The organism is Aquamicrobium segne (genome assembly GCF_042656785.1).
Classification (GTDB): domain Bacteria; phylum Pseudomonadota; class Alphaproteobacteria; order Rhizobiales; family Rhizobiaceae; genus Mesorhizobium; species Mesorhizobium segne.
The window spans coordinates 91,074-109,900 of sequence record NZ_JBHSLL010000003.1; the positions used below are offsets into that span (position 1 = coordinate 91,074).

An 18,827-nucleotide genomic window follows, 5' to 3' on the forward strand; every position below is an offset into this window, starting at 1 on the left:
GGGAGGCCCGGCGGCTTACGCCGCCGGGTTTCCATCTCTTCCGGCTAGAACGGTATTTCGTCGTCGTAGTCGGACTGTCTACCGTCGTTGTTTTCAGTCTGCTTCGCCCGGCTCAGGAAATCAACCGTCTCGGCGATGATCTCACACCCGTAGCGGTCGTTGCCCTGCTGGTCCGTCCACTTCGTGTAGTGGATGCGCCCGCGAACCAGAACCTTCATGCCTTTCTCGCAGTATTGCTGGACCGTCTTGCCGAGACCGTTGAAGCAGGTGATCCGGTGCCATTCAGTATCCTGAACCCGGTAGCCGTTCTCGTCGCGGACAACCTTGCCGTCCGAGTAGCGGGGACGTGAAGTGGCCAGGGTGAAGTGGGTGATGCTGGTGCCTCCCTGAGTGGTACGGGTTTCAGGGTCCTGACCGATGTTGCCGGCGAGAATGACGATGTTCTGCATTGTAAGTCTCCGTTGCTTCTCGGAGGGACCATCCCTCCGACGAGACCCGGCCAAGGCCGGCGGGAGACGCCTGCAACTGCCTGCTCGCTGGCAGCTCGCCCATAAGGCCCGGAGTGGAGCGGGCAGTCGCGCTTGCGCGGCAACACGGTCCGGAGCCGCGTGGGTTGCGGCCGGAAACCGCACGGACTTAGGGGATCAGTCAGTCGGAGGGATGGCGCCGCTGAGACGGGTACGAACCGAGGCGCACAGCAGAACCATCCTTGCCGTCAACAACAAACCGTCGGGTCCGCTCATAACGCACGGATAGGCGGCGCCTGCCGTTCTCCTCTTTAAGCCACATGCATCTGTCCTACTGGAGGTTGGCGGGGAAGAAACCGGACAAGCTTATCGGGCTACCAGATATGGAACCTCACCGTATTCGCTTAATTTGCGGACGACCGGTCAGGCGGAGCTGGGAAAGGTGATGAAGGTAATCGTGGGCCGCATTCATCGCTATTTGGACCGGCAACCAGACAATGACCGTTACGGGCGCGAGAGGCATTCCGTGTCCGAGCCTCCACGGTCGGGATGAAGCAGGCCGGAAGCGACGGCATAACGGCAGAACTGACGTCACATGCCAATTTTTGGCAGGAAAGACAGAACCCGGCGGCACAGGCCACCGGCTTTCATCGTGGGAATGATGGCCCGCAGTTGCCGAATCAACGAGAGAAGACAGAGACACCAAGCGCGTTCAGATTGACCATAGCGGCGATACCGATGAACAGGCCGCCTGCTCCGCCGAGCAGATTGAGTACTACCGTCGAGTCGATTGCGTTCTTCGTGACGCCATGCATGAGGGCATATCCGGCGATGGCGGCAGGGATCGCGAACATCGCGAGCGCAATCACGCGCAAGGTCGGGCTCTTCGCGAAGCCGAGAATGCCGATCACCAGCGCAATCGACAGCAAAGCGGCTCCTGCGCCCGCAAAGCCGCTCATGAATATTCCGGCGCCGCCGGCCCACGCATACTGCGCGGCCGAGATCGCAACCATGACGGGCAGCGCGTAGATCGCGAGATTGTAGGCAATGATGCAAAGCATGATCGTCAGCGAGATAGCAAGCAGGATCAGCGTCATGGAAACCTCCAGAAACGGTTGAGGGTCACGGCAGGCTGCCTGTGGATACGCTCCGCCTGCGACTATGCTACTGTTCCGGTTCTGCAAGGATGGTCCATAAGAGCCATTGACCTCTCCAGTAGTCAAGTATCGGCGACTGGAACAGCCGCCAGGTGGCGGCGCTTACGCGCCGCCGTCGAACTTCATGACGGGGATGCCGAGCTTGCGGGCCTTGTCGCCAAGGTTTTCCTGAATACCCGACCCCGGAAAAACGAGAACGCCGACGGGCAGGACGTCGAGCAGAGCGTCGTTGCGCTTGAAGGGCGCGGACTTGCCGTGCTTCGTCCAGTCGGGCTTGAAGGCGACCTGCGGCACCTTGCGATTGTCCGCCCATTTCGCGGCGATCAGTTCAGCGCCCTTGGGCGAACCGCCATGCAGCAGCACCATGTCGGTGTGTTTTGCGCGGACCTGATCGAGCTTCGCCCAGATGAGGCCGTGGTCATTGTAGTCGAGACCGCCGGTCAGGGCGACCTTGGGACCGGGGGGCAGCATCACCTCGGTCTCGGCCCGGCGCTTCGCGGCCAGGAAGTCGCGGCTGTCGATCATCGCGGCGGTGAGGTTGCGATGGTTGACCATCGAGCCGCTGCGGGGGCGCCAAGCGGTGCCGGTGTGGCGCTCGAACTGTTCGGCGGCGATGTCGCGGAAGAGTTCCATGCTGTTGCGCCGTTCGATGAATGTCTGCCCTTCTGCCGTCAGGCGTTCCAGCTCGACGGACTTCACCTCGCTGCCGTCCTGTTCCCTCTGAAGGCGGCGCTGCGCCAGTTCGTTGTCGTCCAGGTCGCGCTCTACCCGGCTGGTGGCGCGATGGAAGACATTGACGGTCGACCAGAGCAATTCGTCAAGGTCGGGTTCGAGGCGGGTATCGCCGAGCGTGGCGATCAGGGCGTCGAAGATGTCCGCGACGGCGCCGGCGACGGCGTTGCCTTCGGGAAGCGGCCTCGGGTCCGCTTCATCCTGAAACGGGCGCCAGCCGTAAAGCTGGAGTTCGGTGAGGACATGATCGGTGGGGGAAGAGGTGTGAACCGGCTCGAAACCCGTATCGTCGTTTTCGTGCATCATCGGGAGCTTCCTTCGTCTGGAGCCGCGCCCATCGCGGCCTTCGCAGGCGTCGAAAGCCCACGGGCGGGCCGGGCTGGCATCCTCGCGCTCCCGCGAGGGCTCGATGACCGGGTGCGGGCTATTTTGTCTGTCGCGATGCAAAGGTGGCGCAGCCGCCGGCGGAAAATAGCCCGAACCCGGCCATTGCCTGCCCGGATCGTTTGTGGGCCGATCGCCCTTTGAGAAGGCCGTGTGCGTGGCCTCTCCGACAGGCAGCGCAGGGTGATCCCTAGCGACGACAGGAAAAGACGGACCGCAACACGCCTCCTTTTTCGCCGATCCCCTCATGCCTCCAGAAAACGCGCTCTGTCATCAGGATGAAGCTGACCGGCGAGCGCCACCCGCAAGGCATCGGCGCCGGCTTCGCGGAGATCCTCGTTGAAGTCCCCACGCACCGGCGACAATCCCAACACTTCGATCCCGGCACTCGCGGCTCTGGCGATCAGGCTGTCTCGCGCGTTGTCCCCGGCCGGATCGCGATCCCTGAGGACATAGAGCCTGCGCAGCGCCGGCGGGAACAGGATGGCGGCGAGATGTGCGGCCGAGAGCGCCGCCATCATCGGCATATGGGGCAGAACCTGACGGGGCGACAGCACGGTCTCGATCCCTTCGCCGGCGACGAGCACCTCACCGGTCACCCCGAAGCGGACGCCGTGCCAGAGAAGGTCGCCCATCGCCCGCCGCGGGGTTTCGACATCCGCTTTCGCTGCGCCGTCGGGGGCGAGCCAGGTGCGGTGCGCTCCGGTCTGCCGCCCCGCCAGATCGGTAACGGCGGCAACAATCGCGGGCAGCATCTGCCGGGGCGCATGATCATCAGGTCTGTAATAGCACCGGGGATGAAAGCGCAGGCTGGCGGTTCCGTGCAAAGCCGTAATGCCGCGATTGCGGAAATACGCTTCTGCGAGTGTGCCGCCGATTGGCTGTGACATGGCAAAGAGCCGCCGCGCCGCTTCAGGTGATCCCGACGACGCTCTGCTTGACGTCCTGCCCGTCGGCGTTCTCGCCTTTTCAGGTTCGGGATGTGGGAGCGAAAGGAAGCGGCGCGCTTCCTCGGCGACGTCCTTGAAGTCGGTCAGGCCGAGCGTCTCGCGGATGACGTCGAGAAGATCGCCATGCTCTCCGGTCGCGGAATCGGTCCATTTGCCCGCAGCGCCCTTGCCGGATTCCGGCCCGGTCAGGCGCACGAACATCGAACGGCCGGGGCTGTTCTGAACGTCGCCGACGACCCAGTATCGTCCGGCGCGGCGGCCGGACGACAGGTAGTGGCGGCAGACCGCCTCGGCATTGCGACCGAGACGGCTTGCCAGTTCGGAAGCATCATGACGGGCCATTACGCTGCCTCCCGTTCACCGATGCGCTGCACTGGCCAGCGGTCGAGCAGTTTGCCGAGAACCACAGGGCCATTGGCATCGACCGGCACGAACATGCGCAGCTTCCACGAGATGATCTCATGAAACAGCCCGTAGGCCGTGAGGCGTTCGCGCATTGTGTCGGTGAAACCAGACAGTTCGATGCGGCTGACGCCCATGACGCGGGAGCGGCGAAGCTGCAACCCCTCGGCAAGATCGAGGACGGTGCGGCCATCCATCAGTGCGGTGAAGGCGGCATCCGGCGTCAGCGAACTGGCGCCGGTCGTTACCGCGTTGGCCGCCCAGGCCGGCGAGACCTTGCGGCCGATGATGCGCTCGCCTTCGTCGGTCTGGAGGCGATAGACGCGCGAGGATTCGTGCGGAAGCCGTTTCCAGATCGGCAGCAGCAAGCCGGTGACGATATGGATCGTGCTGTCGGAGAATTCCGGCACCTCCGCGATTTCTGCATTCCAGGCTGCTGAGAAGGAGTGCTCGTCGGCTTCAACCCAATGGGTCTCACCCATCATCCTGACCGGGATGTTGTGGCTGTCCATCGGCCGGATCAGCCGTACGCGCCGCTCGATCTCGCCATCGTCCAGCATGATGCTGGTGGTCGGGATCTGGACGGCGGCGCGGCCCGAACGCTCGTTGATGAGGAGCTTCGCTTGGCGGTCGTCGAGATAGCTAAGCGCATCGTCCAGCGTAACCGGACGATTGCGTTCGCGCTGCGTGATCGTCAGCAACCGGGTTTCCGCGCCGGTGCCCGGATGGGTATAGATGGTCTGGCGATCGGTGACGGTGAAGCGTTCCGCCGTCAGCGTCTCCAGCCCGACATCGTAGCTGCCGCTGGCGATCGCGCCCTCGATCCTGGCGTTCAGCAACTGTTCGAAGGCGGCAAACAGGATGCCTTGAAGCTCGATGGTCAGCGCCAGCAGCCGGTTGAGAAAGGTGGTGATCGGCGGCAGATCGTCCTTGATGCCGGTCGAATCCATCAGCTTCAGGCCGGTGACGGATTCGAAGCGGTCGAGCGAGCAGCCTTCGACCTTGCCGCGGACCAGAAGGAGATAGAGCTGGCGCAGCGCGTCGCGGGCATAATGGCTCTCCAGATTGTCCTCGGGTCGGAAGAGGCCCTGTCCGCCAGTCTGGCGCTGACCGCGCGTGATCGCGCCGAGTGTATCGAGACGTCGGGCGATGGTGGAGAGAAAACGCTTCTCGGCCTTGACGTCGGTCGCGATGGGCCGGAAGAGCGGCGGCTGCGCCTGGTTCGTGCGATGCGTGCGACCGAGGCCCTGGATGGCGGCGTCGGCCTTCCAGCCCGGTTCGAGCAGGTAATGCACGCGCAGCCGCGTATTCCGCGCCGATAGCTCCGCGTGGTAACTGCGGCCGGTTCCGCCTGCATCCGAGAAGATCAGGATGCGTTTCTGGTCGTCCATGAACGCCTGCGTCTCGGCGAGATTGGCTGCGGCGGCGCGGTTCTCGACCACGAGCCGGTCGCCGATGTCACCGGTGCCCGGCTTGCGGATGATGCGGCGCGAGCGGCCAGTCACCTCCGCGACGAGATCGCACCCGAAATACTGGACGATCTGGTCGAGCGCGCCCGGAACCGGCGGCAGGCTGGCCAGCTTTTCGATCAGTGCGGTGCGGCGTGCAACCGCCTCACGACTTTCGACGGGTTGGCCGTCGCGGAACACCGGACGCGAGAACAGATTACCCTCTGAGTCGGTGAAGGGCTCGTAGAGCTGCACCGGGAAGCTGGTTTCCAGATACAACAGGACGTACTCACGCGGGGTAATGTCCATACGGACGTCGTTCCATTCCTCGGTCGGCAGGTCGGCCAGGCGGCGCTCCATCAGCGCCTCGCCGGTCGAGACGATCTGGATCACGGCGGCATGGCCTGCCTCCAGATCGGCGTCGATGGACCGGATCAGCGTCGGGGTCTTCATGCTGGTGAGCAGATGGCCGAAGAACCGCTGCTTGGCCGATTCGAACGCGGAACGGGCGGCGGATTTCGCCTGCTTGTTCAGAGTGCCGGCACTGCCGGTGATGTTGGCCGCCTCCATCGCTGCATCGAGATTATTATGGATGACGGCGAATGCGCCGGCATAGGCGTCGTAGATGCGGGTCTGCTCGGGCGTCAGCGCGTGCTCGACCAGCTCGTATTCCACGCCGTCGAAGGAGAGCGAGCGGGCGGTATAAAGACCGAGCGCGCGAAGGTCGCGGGCCAGAACCTCCATCGCCGCAACCCCGCCGGCCTCGATCGCCTCCACGAACTCGGCCCGCGTGGAAAACGGAAAATCCTCGCCGCCCCACAGGCCGAGCCGCTGCGCATAGGCGAGGTTATGGACGGTCGTGGCGCCGGTTGCCGAGACATAGACGACTCGGGCATTCGGCAAGGCGTGCTGAAGGCGCAGGCCGGCGCGGCCCTGTTGGGACGCAGCGACGTCCCCTCGTTCACCTTTGCCGCCGGCGGCGTTCTGCATCGCGTGCGCCTCGTCGAAAATGATCACTCCATCGAAGTCGGAGCCCAACCATTGGACGATCTGCTTGACCCTGGAAACCCTTTCTCCACGGTCGTCGGAACGTAGCGTGGCATAGGTTGTAAATAGGACGCCTTCCGGCAGCGTGACCGGCTTGCCCTGCGGGAACCGCGACAGCGGCGTGACCAGCAGACGCTCCATCCCGAGCGCCGACCAGTCGCGTTGGGCGTCCTCCAGGAGCTTGTCGGACTTGGAGATCCAGATCGCCTTGCGGCGGCCCTGGAGCCAATTGTCGAGAATGATCGCGGCCGATTGCCTGCCCTTGCCGACGCCGGTGCCATCGCCGATGAAGAAGCCACGCCGGAAACGCACGGCATTCTTCGCATCTTCGCGTGCGGCGGAGACGAGATCGAAGGTCTCGTCCACCGTCCACGAACCGGCGAGATAATCGGCATGGGCCTCGCCGGCGTAGATTACGGTCTCCAACTGCGCATCCGACAGGAGGGCATGGATCGCGCCCGGAAGATGCGGGCGATAGGCCGGCTTCGGCGGCGCGACGGAGGCCATCGCCGCCGACTGCACCAGCATGGTGGGATGCGCCTGAGAGCCGGGAATACGGATCGCCTGCAATCCGTATTCTTCATAGATAGCGTCGGAGATGCGGTCGCCCTCCGCGGGCGACCAATCGACGGTCTCGTAGTCGAGGGGCGCGCCTTCCGGTTCGGCCATCGCTGGGGCGGGAGCGGCCTTGGCGGCGCGGGTGAGATAGCCCCGCACGCTGCGGGCGGCGGCTGGCGCAGCCGGGGGCACGGCGACGGCCGGATCGACGGGGAGCCGGGTGGGCAGATGCTCGGCGAGCCATCCGAGCAGCGTGGCGACATCGGGCGCGACGCCGGGCGCGGCAGGGAATGCGGCAGGATCGTCAGCTGGGAGCTTATCGATGACGGTGAGTCGTGTCGGATAGGTCGTGCCGTGCTTGGCATAGACCGAGCCGTCAATCGCGGTGGAGAAGACGACGCGGCCGCGCTCCTGCAGACGCGTATAGGCCGAGGTCCAGGCCGGCGCGTCGGGTGCGAAGTTCGCTCCTGTAATCGCGACGAGGCGGCCGCCGGGCGCAAGACGCGCCAGCGCGGAGGCGATATGGCGGAAGGCGGCGTCGGCCACACGGCTCTCGACATTGGCCATGACCGAGAACGGCGGGTTCATCAGCACGACGGACGGCAGAAGGCTGGCTTCGAGATGATCGTCGATCTGGGCGGCATCGAAGCGGGAGATGGACAGGGCCGGGAAGAGGAGAGACAGGAGACCGGTGCGAGTCTGGGCGAGTTCGTTGAGAACGAGTGAGCCGCCTGTGATCTCGGCCAGGATGGCGAGGAGCCCGGTCCCTGCCGACGGCTCCAGCACACAGTCTGCCGGCGTGATCGCCGCCGCCGTCACGGCCGCCAGGCCGAGCGGAATCGGGGTCGAGAATTGCTGGAAGGACTGCGCCTCTTCAGAGCGGCGCGTATGCGTCGGCAGGAGACCGGCAATCTTGGCGAACTGTGGCAGCACCGTTGCCGGAGAGGCGGATTTACGGAAAAGCGCCTTGCCGTATTTGCGCAGGAAAAGAACGGTTGCCGCCTCACAGGCGTCATAGGCTGTCTTCCAGTTCCAGGCGCCAGTGGCATCGGATGCGCCAAAGGCAATCTCCATTGTGCCGCGCAATGTGGCTGCGTCGATGCGCTGACCACGTTCGAGATGAGGAAGAAGGATCTGTGCTGCGGCGAAGACGGAGGCAGGGATGTCAGCGTCGGAGGCAAGCGGAACCGGCACTGTCGCGGATGCCGCTGCGGATACGGAAATCATGTTCATGGGAAAAACCTCGGGAGAGCGGGACAGGATCGAGCCCGCGCAGCGCTCTCTCGATCGCACAGGCTCGAACCCGTCCCGGCCTTCCTCTCCCTCTACCCGGAAGCACGGCCGCCGTCGGTCACTGCTTGAATGATGGCGCGCAAGCGGTTATCTTACGTTTGTCTTACGCCATGAAAGGTTAGGGCCGATGGCCAACGCGGATAAGCTCACCACCACCGTCTCCACCAAGGGACAGGTCATCCTTCCCAGCGCCATCCGCCAGCGGCGGGAATGGGGGGCAGGAACGCGGCTCGTGGTCGAGGAGACGCCGGAGGGCGTGCTGCTGAAGCCAGTCCCAGCCTTCGCCGAGACGCGACCGGAAGACGTGTTCGGCATGCTGGCCTGGAAGGGCAAGCCAAAGACGCTTGAGGAGATGGATGCCGGCGTGCTGGCCGAGGCAAAGCGCCGCCATGCTCGCGATTGATACCAATCTGGTCGTCCGCTACCTGACCGGTGACCATCCGAAACAATCGCCGCGCGCCCGCGACCTGATCGACAGGCAGCCGGTCTTTGCCGGCGTCACGGTGATCCTCGAAACCGAATGGGTGCTGCGCAGCACCTATGAATATCGCCCGGCAGAAATCGCCCACGCGCTACGGGTTTTCGCCGGCCTGCCGACCGTGACGGTCGAGGACGGTGCAATCGTCGCCGCCGCCCTCGACCTTGCCGAGACGGGAATGGATTTCGCGGATGCGCTGCATCTCGGCCGCGCGGCGCATTGCGAGGGTTTCGCGAGCTTCGACCGCAAGCTGGTCAAGGCGGCGAAAGCCGCCGGATATACGGGCATTCGCGAACCCTGACCGCGATCAACCGAAACGGCGACCCCCCGCCGTGAAGGTGTAGTCGTTGGCGGTGATGGTCTCGTCCACCGCCTCGTCCGAAGTCAGGTATTCGTATTCACGCTCCAGCTGACGATAAAGCCAGCGCGCCAGATCGCGCAGCGCCTCGATGACGACCTCCTCGGCATCGACGGTCATGTCCTGATATGTCGGACTGTCGCGCTCGACCGAGATCGACATGCAGTATTCGTGATAATAATGCCCACGATGGCTGGCCTCGGCGCGAAGCTGGTAGAAATTGCAGCGCTGGATCGCCAGCAACGCATCGGCAACCTCATGCAGCTTTACGTCCTGCGGCGCATAGGATCGGATCTCGGCGGAGGCGTTTTTCCGGTAGGAGTAGAACCCCTCCCAGCAGGCTCCATCACCTTGCGACCAGAAGCCCCGAAACCAGATGCGCGGCTCCTGCCTCGATCCGCCGCCCATAAGCCGCACGGCACTGGTCTTGAAGCGGATGCCGAGGATGTACGCGATCCGTTGGAAATCTTCATAGACCGCATCATACCAGTCGTAGTCGAAGCCGCCCTCACGATACCAGGCACGGGCTTTGTCCTTTGCGGCATCGGAAAGCTCATCGAGCCGATAGACCGTGGTTTCGATGATCTCAGGCATCGGGATCGCCTCCGTCCAGCACCTCGGCGAGCCAGCCATCGGTATAGGTCCAGGCGACCGTTTCCCCGGTGGCCAGGTCAAGAACATGTGCACCTCCGCCGAAGCCGTCGACGCGCGGCTTCGAGCAGGTGTTGGCGTACTGAAAGCCCCAGCGGCCGGTGAGACCGAATGCTGCGGCGCAGCGTTTGACGAATTGGACAACGTGCTCGGGATCTCCGGTGACGTCATCGCGCATCCAGAGCTGTGTACCGCCATGTTCGGGCTGGATCGAGAGGAGGAAGCTGTCCGAAGGCGGTTCTTCGTCGGCGTTCGCGTCGGACAGGGTGTTATAGAGGTCGAGGGCATGAGCGGCATTATCCGGCGTGCCGACATCGAGCAGACAGGAGAAATGGGTGAAGTAGTCGGCCATGACAGGCTCCTGAAACGACAAAGCCCGGCGTAAGGCCGGGCTGATTGAAGAAAGAAAAAGGGATCAGGCTGCTTGCGGCAGATGGAGCAGCTCGGCGACGGCCTCGCGCCAAAGCGGATCGACCAGCCGGGCTTCCAGCAGTGCCGCCCGGAACCGCAGGGCGCTGGCCGACGCATGATCGCTCCGCCCGGAGGCAGCGAATGCCAGGCCGCGCTGCCGGCTGGCTTCGATAACGATGCGGCGGGCCTCGCTGTCGCTGGCAACCGGCTGCTGCCAGAGGATGATCCCGGCACGGATTTCACCGGCGAGGACCAGGCCGAGCGCGCGGTCCTGAATGACAATCAGGTGCGGCTCGAAGGACAACGCGGTGTCGTCGCCAAGGCCGATGTCGCCGCGCGAAACGCAGAGCCCGGCAAGAGCGATGGCACCTTCCGGCGATGCAGCCTCACCGAGCAAGACGCTGCGGTCGCGATAATCGGCATCCGTGGCTCCAGCATAGCTGACGGCGCCAAAGCAGGAAATGCGCAATGGCAACTTCTGCGCCCGCTGACATTCGGGCAGCACCCGATCTGCAAGAATCCGCCCGATCGGGGCGAAGGTGGATTGGCTGATGTGGTTCATCTGGTTTGCTCCGCGACGGGCGCCGAGAGCCTTTCTCTCAGCATCCAACCCGTCACGGCCAAAGGCCCGACCTCTTCCTCTCATCTGCCGAAAGCGTCCGCTTCCGGCGCCATTTCTGGCGATGGGCCAACCATCGCATGGCGGAAGACCCGGATGCATCCTGCGCGTTCCGGGCCGGCGGGAATGAGGCGCTTTCGCGCCTCAGCTCCATGGGTCGAGTTCCAGTTCCACCATCTCGTCGTCGCCGTCGAATTCGTTGGCGGGCATGGCGCCGTGGGTTCCATCCCCGGCCTGGAACACGACAATCGGGACCATCAGCGTGGTGGCGAGGCTGGCGGCGAAGGCGGTGGCATCTGCATAGGACATGGGTTCCGGCTCCTGTCTTTGGGAGGCGGGGGACCATCCCCCGCGCGACAGGCGCCCGAAGTGTCTGACCGGATCTGCAATCACCCGAGGGCGTTCGGACTTCCTCCGAATCCTCGAGGGCGGCACGCTCGCGTAAGCCGACCCCCTCTGGGGTTGATTGACGAAGAGACGGATCGGACCAAGGTTTGCGAATGGAAGCGGGGAATGGTTCATCGCATCTGACAGATGTCGGATACCCGTCGCAGATACTCTGCCACGCCAGCCTTTCCTCCATGTCGGTCTCAACCTGACCGGTATTTCTGGCTGGGGGGGGGGAGGAAACCAGCTCCAAACAGTGTCGCAAGGATGGCGCTTGCTAGTGAGACTGGAACTCGACCGGGCGGATGGTCAGCTCCAAAGCCCCTCTGCGATCTCGCGGACGATCAGGGCGCGAGCCTTCAGCAGCAGACCATCGCCACAGGTATCTATATGCCCGTAAAACCGGGCGCGCGCACCATGCCGGGTCCAGTCGGCATAATGGCAATATTCGCGGGCATCGAACCGAAAGGCCCGCAAGTCCTTGGCCCAATGCGGCTTGGGCTCGACGACGACGGTGACACCGTCGCGCGTCTCCTCCCAGGGCAGCGACCGCTCCGCCGGGGGATTTTCGCGGTCAGTCTGAAAGATGAAGTCGATGTCGATGTGGTCAGCCATGACGGTCTCCATAAAAAAATGCCCGGCGCGATGGCCGGGCGAGTTGAAAAATGATGCGGGGCGGTCCGCGCCGCCCCCAGAGGGTCATTCCGCGGCGACGAGGTGCTGCCTGGCTTCTTCGTCTTCAGCGGCCGCTTCCTCATCATCATCACCGGCGAGGAAGGCGGGCAAAGCCTCGACCTTGCCATCGGTGTCGGCGGACGCATCACCATCGAGATCGACCAGGCGCAGCGGTTCGGGCAGCCAGCCGGTGTCGGCCAAGAGGCGCTCGGCTTCTTTGGCCATGTCGCCCTTTTTCAGATGGTCGATGAGTTGGGCCGCCCGTTCGCCTGCGCCCTCACGAACCGCCGTGAGAATATGGAGCTTGGTCACGCGACCGAGATAGTTTTCGACCGTGGGCCGCCATCCTGCATCGACCACCATATCGAAGCCGGTGGCGCGGGCAATCCGGTCGGCCCCGGCAAGGCGTCGGTCGAGGCCGTGTTGCGAGATGCCGGAGGCGCTGTGGATGTTCGGACGCTCGTAAAGCGCATTGACGCCATAGCTGACGCAATGGGCGAGAAGCGCCATGCGGCTCGCCTCGTCAAGCGCAGCGATCCAGTCCCAGAGCGCCGCTTCGTCGGAAGGCAGATCGGTCTTCCAGGCGTCGAAGCGCTTGCCGATCGCCTTGGCCGAGGGGCTGTCGCTGAGATCTGCGCCCTGCGAGGGGAAGTAGCGTTGGCGAACGGAAATCTCAAGGCATCCGGTCGGCGCTGAGTAGTGATAGCGCTCCATCACCATGCGGTGGAGCAGCGCCGTCATCGCAACGTGCGGATTGTTGGCGAGCGCCTCCTGAAGCGCGACAGTGCGATGGGCCGTCAGTTCGGCGACCAGCCGTTCCGGCAGCGGCTTGATCCCATCGTTCTCATCGTCCTCTTCGGCTTCCACCGGCTGGCCGCCGACGGTGATGACGGCGCGGTGCACCTCACCGTCATTTCCGGCGACGACGGTGTTTTCGTTCTCGCCATCCCCGGCGTCGGTCGCCGGCTCGTCCTCGGGCCGGACATAGCCACGCTCGATGACAGGCTCGCCGGCGCGGTCGATGCTGACGAAGACACCGGCGCGGGCAATCTCGGCAGGATCATAGACGCTGGGGCGCTTTTCGAAGTCCTCCAGAGCGGCCTCGATCTCGCCCAGCCGCCGATCGATCTCCTCCGGCAGTTCGTCATGCTCGGAATATTCCGATTCCAGATCGTCGTATTCGTTGCGCAGTGCCTCACGAGCAGCGCGCTCCTCGTCGGTGAGATCGACGACGCTGCCAGTGATCTCGCGAAGGCCGTTGTCGTAACCATAGGAATGGCTGGTATCGACAGCGATCCACTTCCAGCCCTCAGCCGCCACGTCATCGGCAACCGCCTTCAACTTTTCCGAGACCAGACGGTCGAGAAGCGCCACGTCTTCGAGCCAGCCGCCGTCGTCCTCGGAAAAGAGGTCGCGCAGCATCGTGCCGCCGGCCTGCTCATAGGCGTCCACGCCGACGAAGCGCGCGCGCTTGTCATCGGTCGGAACGGTGGTCTCGGTCAGGAGCTGGCGGACCTGCCAGGGCTGGACATTATAGGAGCGCTGGACAGCCTCCCAGACCTGTTCCTGGCGGGTGTGATCGGGATTGACGGTAAACGCCTCCAGCATCGCCAGCGGCATGCCATTGCGCGCATAGACTTCCAGAAGTGTCGGCGAGACCGAAGCCAGGCGCATACGCTGCGTGATGTAGCGCGGCGTGGTGCGATAGGCGTCGGCGATCTCCTCCTTCGTCATGCCATCGTCCAACATGCGTTTGAATGCCCGGAACTGGTCGAGCGGATGCAGGCCGAGCCGCAGCATGTTTTCCGCGAGCGAGTCGTCGACGGCCGAGGTCTTGGCGTCGGCCTTCTTGACGAGGCAAGGAACGAGGCCATCGGCGGAAAAGCGTCCGGCCTCGACCAGACGCGCGATCGCGCGGAAGCGGCGACCGCCGGCCGGGGTCTCGAAATCGCCGGTCTCGTTGCCGTCGGCGTCGAGGATGGCGCGAACATTGATGCCCTGCACAATGTCTTCGCGACGGTCGATGTCGTGGGTGAGGTCGTCGAGACCGGCCTCGACGTCGGTTTCGCGAACATTGCTGTCCGAGAGGCGGATGCGATTGAAGGGAATGTCACGCGAGCGCGAGAAGACGATCATCGCGGTGGCGGGCTTCTTCGACTTCCTGGCAGCTTTGGCCATGGTGGTTTCTCCGTGACGGGCGGCCGAGACCCTCTCTCGACCTTCCAACCCGTCACGAAATCCCCCAGCCTCTCTCTCACTCTCGACCGGGCCGCGCGCGCGACGCTACCAGTCGAAGCGCTGCGGGCGCTCCGCATTCACCCGGTATTTCCGGCGCAGCGTGAGGATCGCCGCCTCCTGCCGGTCGATCTTGCGCCGAAGCCGTTCAAGATCCGGCCCCGCGACTGCCATGAGGCGATTCAGCACTCGTCGGTATTCCGCTTCGTCGGCGCCTGTCCAGCGGCTCATACGCCGGTGGTAGTGCCGGGATTTCGGGCGCAGACGAATCGTCTCGCCCTCGGCGCGATTGCTCAGTGCGCGTTCGGCAAGCGCGAGATTGCGCCGCGCAACCGCAAGCGCGTCTTCCATGCGCGCCAGCAGCGAGCGCAAACGATCAGGAGGCATCATCACGCTGTCCTCCATCGTCAGGTGAGATGGGTCTATGCCAGCGGCGGAAGCGCATCAGGCGCCCTCCCGCCGCGCACGCGCCGCGGCATAGATGATCCGTTCGGCACTCCGGATGCTGCCGGCTTCCCGCGCAGCCTCGGCCCAGACCGAAATCGGAAAGTCGCCCGAAAAGAGAATGTCGCGCTCGATGCCGAGCCCGAAAGGCAGGCGCACCGAGGCCATCTCCTCGAGCGAGAAATAGCCAAGCTCCGGCTCGCCGAGATCGGCCAGGCCAAAGAGGATGTCGCCGTCGGCATCGAGTTCGGTCGCGAGCCAGACGCCGGCGCCAAGCGGGTTGAAGAATTTGACGACCGGCACATGATCGGTGTCGCGCTGGCGGCCGTTGGCGAGAAGCTGCGCGCGCAGCTCGTCCGTCAGGAGGATCATGCTGCCCTCCTGTTGATAGCGGTCTCGGGCTCGGCTGGAAGCTGCTCGTCGTCCGGCAGGAAGGACAGCAGCCAGTCGGCCGCCTTGCTCGCCTGCGAGGCGGCACGCACGATGGCGCGCGAATCTTCGCGAAGCGTCTCAAGCCACGCCCCGATATAATCCGCGTGGCGTACGGTCGGCACAATATCGAGCGCAGCGCAACTGTAGGCCGCGATCAGTTCGGCTGTGATTTCTTCGACCGAGTAGAGCCTGGTCCCGAACGAGCCGGACAGGTCACGGTTCAGCCGGCTGTGATGGCCACTGGCGTGACCTAACTCGTGCAGCGCCGTGCGGTGCCAGTTGATCGGCTCGAAATACGCCTGCGGCGGCGGGACCATCACATAGTCCTGGGACGGGACGTAGAAGGCCCGGTTGCCGCCGATGCGGAAGTCGATGCCCGTCGCCCTTATCAGCGCCTCGACTCGCGGCTCGATCAGGCCGGGCGGTGGCGGCGGTGCGACCCTCGCGATGTCGTCGGGTAGCCCGTCGCACTGCGCTACGTTGAATACCGTGTACCGCTTCAGAAACGGGATAGCATGGGCCTCGTCGCCGGTCTCGCGGGCACGACGCTTCTCGTCTTCCGGGGTGAAGCGGTCGGCATAGACGACTGTGGTGCCGTGCTCGCCCTTGCGGACATTGCCCCCAAGCGAAAGCGCCTGCCGAAATGTGAGCCAGCCCTGGCTGGGAAAGCCGTGCTCGATGACGGCGCCCCAAAGGATGAGCACGTTGATGCCGCTGTAGCTCCGGGAGGTGGCGGCGTTTTTTGGCAGGCCGAGTGGCGCCTTGGCAGCCGACGTGCCCCAGGGTTGCACCCACGGCACGCGACCGGCCTCCAGTTCGGCGATGATTTTGGTGGTGATCTCGTCATAAAGGTTCGCCCGGTTCGAGCCGGTGCGAACGCTGCGATCATGTCTGGACATTGCGGTTCTCCGCGACGGGCGCCGGAAGCCTCTCTCCCAGCCTTCAACCCGTCACGGCAAACCCGTCCGCACTCTCAACTCTATCGGCGATTGGCCTGGTGACGGGCAGCGTCCCGCTCACAATGTTGAGCGTGAACACCAGCAAACTCGAAGCCTGCCGCACTATCACATCAGGTGAGAACCGCAGGTGGCCAGGACCCGCCTGCGTTTCTTCAGATCGTTGGGCCGTGCATCGGATTGATGATCTCGACGTCGGTGAAGTCCTTTTCATTGTCGGTGACGACGACGCATCCATTGGCTTCGGCAATGGCAGCGATGATGGTGTTGAGTGCACTTCTCGGCCGACCGCCGGCTTTCCCGTCGGTCATCAAGCGCGCCCAGATCAGGGCGGCGGGCTCGTCGAAGGACAGAACGCGGCCGGCGAACAGCGCCTGCGGACCCTCGGGGCCGCCGAACCAGTCTTCCAAATCGTTGCGTCTCTTGCCTGCCGGCTTTTCGAGAATGCTGCGCCGGATTTCCGCGACGGTTAGCGACGCGATGTAGAAGTCGTCGTCATTCTGATCGGCCATCCACGCGAGGAGCGATTCCGATGGTGACGGCTTGGTGACATTGCGGATGATGTTGGTGTCGAGCAGGTATCGCATCAAATGTCGGTATCCCGCCCGGCCTCGTGGGAACGCGTGAGATTGAGGTCGGCCCCGACGAGCGGGGACCGGCGCAGCGCGGCGAGGATGCCACCTTTCCTTGATTCGTCACCGGCCATGCTCTTGCTGACGGCAGTACGGAGCCGCGAGGCTTCGGGCGTGTCCTCGGTAAGACATTTGGCGAGTGAGCGGACAAACGCGGCTAGTTTGATCGATATGCAGTCAATGACCGTGATAGTAGCGTATTAGCGGCGGATGATCTGGGTCATTTTGAGTTAGTCGGCGTTCCAGATGGTCGTCAAGTGTTTCTGGCGGCTCAAAAAATGTCTGGTCAATCATGATACATTGCCACGACTTAAGCTCGTTATCTAACAGCCGATAAAGCTCGGTATAGAAATTCTGAAATATCTCCGGATTGATGTCCGGCGTGATATTCTTCATCGGTGAGTCGATGACGATAAATCTTGGTAACGGCAGATGCCGTTGCGCCGCTGTCTGGTGCAGCGCAAGTGCGAAGCATATCTTAAAGAGCACCATTTTACCGCCGGAGCCGGCATCGCTGTACGTCCAGGCAAGGGATTCATTGCCCTTCGGATGCACGTAGGGAAACCAGGTACGTTGGTTCAGGAAGACTTTGTCGTCCGCCTTGATCTCCGGAAAATGGATGGCGCGAAGCAACGCATGGAAGTTCTTTTCCAGCGCATCGACATTCTTCCGTCCGGCATCGAACCGGCCCTGTTCGGTCTGAATATTCCGCTCAAGCTCGCTGATGCGCGTTGACAGCGCGTCGGCCTCTTTCATCTTGGCCTCGACTTCGCCCGGCATGCCCATGATGCGCACCAGAAGGCGGCGCCGTTCCCTGATCTCGCCACGCCGGCTCTCAAGTCGCCGGGCGCGCTTCATATATTCTGACTCCACCTGCCTGCGGGCAGCATCCACGCGTCGCTGCGCATCGGCGCGCCGGGTCGTGAGACCGCCCAGTTCCTCGTTCTGCCGGTCGTGCGATCTCTTGAGGCGCTGCACGGACCGTTTCAGGTCGTCGATGCGGTCGGACAGGTCGCGCTCCATCACGGCGCTATCGCTTTCAAATCCGCCGGGCGCTTCCGCGAGGTCTGACTTGCACAACACGCAATGCGCTGCGTCGCTTTTCCGGCTGACCTCCGTGCCGCAGGCCGGACAGGCATGAAACGCCGCGCCCTTCAGCAACTCGGAGGCGGTTGAGGATCGGGCGATCTTGAATTTCATTGCCAAGAATTCCGCGATGAGCGATTCCTGTTCCTTTAGGCGCTGCTCGATATCGGCGATCGCTGCTGTTTTCGATGCGATGGCATCGGAAAGTCCGCCGATCAGCGCCTGATCCTCTTCGGCGACGGTCGAAGCGGGGAGATCGTCACTGCCCTGATTCTCAATCTCATGATCGAGTTTCTCCTCCTCGTCGTTGAGCTTGTCGATCTCGGCCTCGATCGTTGCTTTCGACGCAAAGCCGTACCGATGGAGAAACTCGTCGATCTGCCTGGCCGCTTCGCGCATCGTGCGCTGTTCCTGCCGGGTTTCCGAAAGCTCGGCCTGTAGTTCATTCAGCCTGTCGCTGTGGAAGCCCAGAACGTAGCGCAGCACATCCTTGGACTTTTCCTGCCGGATAGGCTGGTCGAGCAGGAAGAAGCTGGAATCAAGGTCCGGCTGGTCGAGATAGCAGAATTTATAGAAATCCCTGAAACTCAGGCGTTGGAGGGCCGACTCCGGATCGTCCTTGCGCTTGCGGACTTTCAGCACCGGCATGCCGAGGGTGCGCAGGAGAAAATCACTGTAGTTGTAAATCTCGTCGCCCACGATGGGCACTTCGCCGGCAGCAAGGGGCAGGTTCTCGCGTCCGGCCTCGCCGTCACGTTCCCAACTCACCTCAACCGAGGTGGTTGTGTTGGGGTTGCGCTCGATCAGCAGGGCCGTATCGCGGATGACCGCCTGAAGCTGAACTCCGACAAGCTCACTCTGGATAGCGGGCGTCTTTTGCAGCGAGCCACCAAGGCAATAGTCGATCAGTTCCGCGATCGTGGATTTGCCGGTGGACATCTCACCGTGGAAGAAAGAAATCCGTCGGCCGAAATGCACGCGCTCCTCGCTCTGCTTGCAGAGCAGGACAAGGGATTCCATTAGCA

Annotated in this window: 18 protein-coding genes; 2 read left to right on the plus strand and 16 right to left on the minus strand. The window is 63.5% G+C overall.

Translation table 11 applies throughout. The features are described 5' to 3' along the window. Window positions 1–44: 44 nt before the first annotated feature. The 5 genes from ACFPLB_RS00855 to ACFPLB_RS00875 form a co-directional block, all read right to left on the minus strand. Window positions 45–449 (minus strand): single-stranded DNA-binding protein, encoded by a 405-nt coding sequence (locus tag ACFPLB_RS00855; protein ID WP_009451513.1) that lies wholly within the window; start codon window positions 447–449, stop codon window positions 45–47. Between the two features lie 698 nt (window positions 450–1,147). After that, complete coding sequence (locus ACFPLB_RS00860; RefSeq protein WP_009451514.1) at window positions 1,148–1,564, minus strand: hypothetical protein; 417 nt, start codon at window positions 1,562–1,564, stop codon at window positions 1,148–1,150. A 162-nt stretch (window positions 1,565–1,726) separates the two neighbouring features. Next, a complete protein-coding gene (locus ACFPLB_RS00865) occupies window positions 1,727–2,662 on the minus strand; it encodes a DUF2493 domain-containing protein (RefSeq protein WP_378227352.1) in 936 nt (311 codons plus the stop codon). Window positions 2,663–2,985: 323 nt separating this feature from the next. Continuing rightward, a complete protein-coding gene (locus ACFPLB_RS00870) occupies window positions 2,986–4,032 on the minus strand; it encodes a DUF7146 domain-containing protein (protein ID WP_378227353.1) in 1,047 nt (348 codons plus the stop codon). Continuing rightward, entirely contained in the window at window positions 4,032–8,378 is a 4,347-nt protein-coding gene (locus tag ACFPLB_RS00875; protein WP_378227354.1) for a strawberry notch-like NTP hydrolase domain-containing protein, read from the minus strand. Before ACFPLB_RS00875 ends, ACFPLB_RS00870 begins: the two co-directional genes overlap by 1 nt. Before the next feature lie 187 nt (window positions 8,379–8,565). On the opposite strand from ACFPLB_RS00875, the gene ACFPLB_RS00880 reads away from it, so the two are divergent. Both ACFPLB_RS00880 and ACFPLB_RS00885 read left to right on the plus strand, forming a co-directional pair. After that, window positions 8,566–8,841: an AbrB/MazE/SpoVT family DNA-binding domain-containing protein gene (locus ACFPLB_RS00880; RefSeq protein ID WP_378227355.1), complete on the plus strand. Its 276-nt coding sequence runs from the start codon at window positions 8,566–8,568 to the stop codon at window positions 8,839–8,841. Then, window positions 8,828–9,217 (plus strand): type II toxin-antitoxin system VapC family toxin, encoded by a 390-nt coding sequence (locus ACFPLB_RS00885; protein WP_378227356.1) that lies wholly within the window; start codon window positions 8,828–8,830, stop codon window positions 9,215–9,217. The genes ACFPLB_RS00880 and ACFPLB_RS00885 overlap by 14 nt, the downstream gene beginning before the upstream one ends. Window positions 9,218–9,223: 6 nt before the next feature. On the opposite strand, the gene ACFPLB_RS00890 is transcribed toward ACFPLB_RS00885, so the two are convergent. The 11 genes from ACFPLB_RS00890 to ACFPLB_RS00940 all read right to left on the minus strand — a co-directional run bounded on the left by ACFPLB_RS00890 (window position 9,224) and on the right by ACFPLB_RS00940 (window position 18,822). After that, window positions 9,224–9,868: an antitoxin of toxin-antitoxin stability system gene (locus ACFPLB_RS00890; protein WP_378227357.1), complete on the minus strand. Its 645-nt coding sequence runs from the start codon at window positions 9,866–9,868 to the stop codon at window positions 9,224–9,226. Beyond that, on the minus strand, window positions 9,861–10,277 hold the full coding sequence (locus tag ACFPLB_RS00895; protein WP_378227358.1) for a hypothetical protein: 417 nt from the start codon (window positions 10,275–10,277) through the stop codon (window positions 9,861–9,863). The genes ACFPLB_RS00890 and ACFPLB_RS00895 overlap by 8 nt, the downstream gene beginning before the upstream one ends. Before the next feature lie 63 nt (window positions 10,278–10,340). Continuing rightward, window positions 10,341–10,898 (minus strand): hypothetical protein, encoded by a 558-nt coding sequence (locus ACFPLB_RS00900; RefSeq protein WP_378227359.1) that lies wholly within the window; start codon window positions 10,896–10,898, stop codon window positions 10,341–10,343. A 201-nt stretch (window positions 10,899–11,099) separates the two neighbouring features. Further along, on the minus strand, window positions 11,100–11,264 hold the full coding sequence (locus ACFPLB_RS00905) for a hypothetical protein (protein ID WP_009451523.1): 165 nt from the start codon (window positions 11,262–11,264) through the stop codon (window positions 11,100–11,102). A gap of 387 nt (window positions 11,265–11,651) precedes the next feature. Then, entirely contained in the window at window positions 11,652–11,957 is a 306-nt protein-coding gene (locus tag ACFPLB_RS00910) for a hypothetical protein (protein ID WP_378227360.1), read from the minus strand. Window positions 11,958–12,041: 84 nt separating this feature from the next. Then, window positions 12,042–14,195 carry a ParB/RepB/Spo0J family partition protein gene (locus ACFPLB_RS00915; RefSeq protein ID WP_378227362.1) on the minus strand — a complete coding sequence of 718 codons (2,154 nt, stop codon included), beginning with the start codon at window positions 14,193–14,195 and terminating at the stop codon, window positions 12,042–12,044. Between the two features lie 105 nt (window positions 14,196–14,300). Then, complete coding sequence (locus ACFPLB_RS00920; protein ID WP_378227363.1) at window positions 14,301–14,642, minus strand: hypothetical protein; 342 nt, start codon at window positions 14,640–14,642, stop codon at window positions 14,301–14,303. A 54-nt stretch (window positions 14,643–14,696) separates the two neighbouring features. Next, window positions 14,697–15,068 carry a DUF2958 domain-containing protein gene (locus tag ACFPLB_RS00925; RefSeq protein WP_378227365.1) on the minus strand — a complete coding sequence of 124 codons (372 nt, stop codon included), beginning with the start codon at window positions 15,066–15,068 and terminating at the stop codon, window positions 14,697–14,699. Then, on the minus strand, window positions 15,065–16,027 hold the full coding sequence (locus ACFPLB_RS00930; RefSeq protein WP_378227367.1) for an ArdC family protein: 963 nt from the start codon (window positions 16,025–16,027) through the stop codon (window positions 15,065–15,067). Before ACFPLB_RS00930 ends, ACFPLB_RS00925 begins: the two co-directional genes overlap by 4 nt. 212 nt (window positions 16,028–16,239) lie before the next feature. Then, window positions 16,240–16,671 (minus strand): type II toxin-antitoxin system VapC family toxin, encoded by a 432-nt coding sequence (locus tag ACFPLB_RS00935; RefSeq protein ID WP_378227369.1) that lies wholly within the window; start codon window positions 16,669–16,671, stop codon window positions 16,240–16,242. 222 nt (window positions 16,672–16,893) lie between these two features. Next, complete coding sequence (locus tag ACFPLB_RS00940; protein ID WP_378227371.1) at window positions 16,894–18,822, minus strand: AAA family ATPase; 1,929 nt, start codon at window positions 18,820–18,822, stop codon at window positions 16,894–16,896. Window positions 18,823–18,827 lie beyond the last annotated feature (5 nt).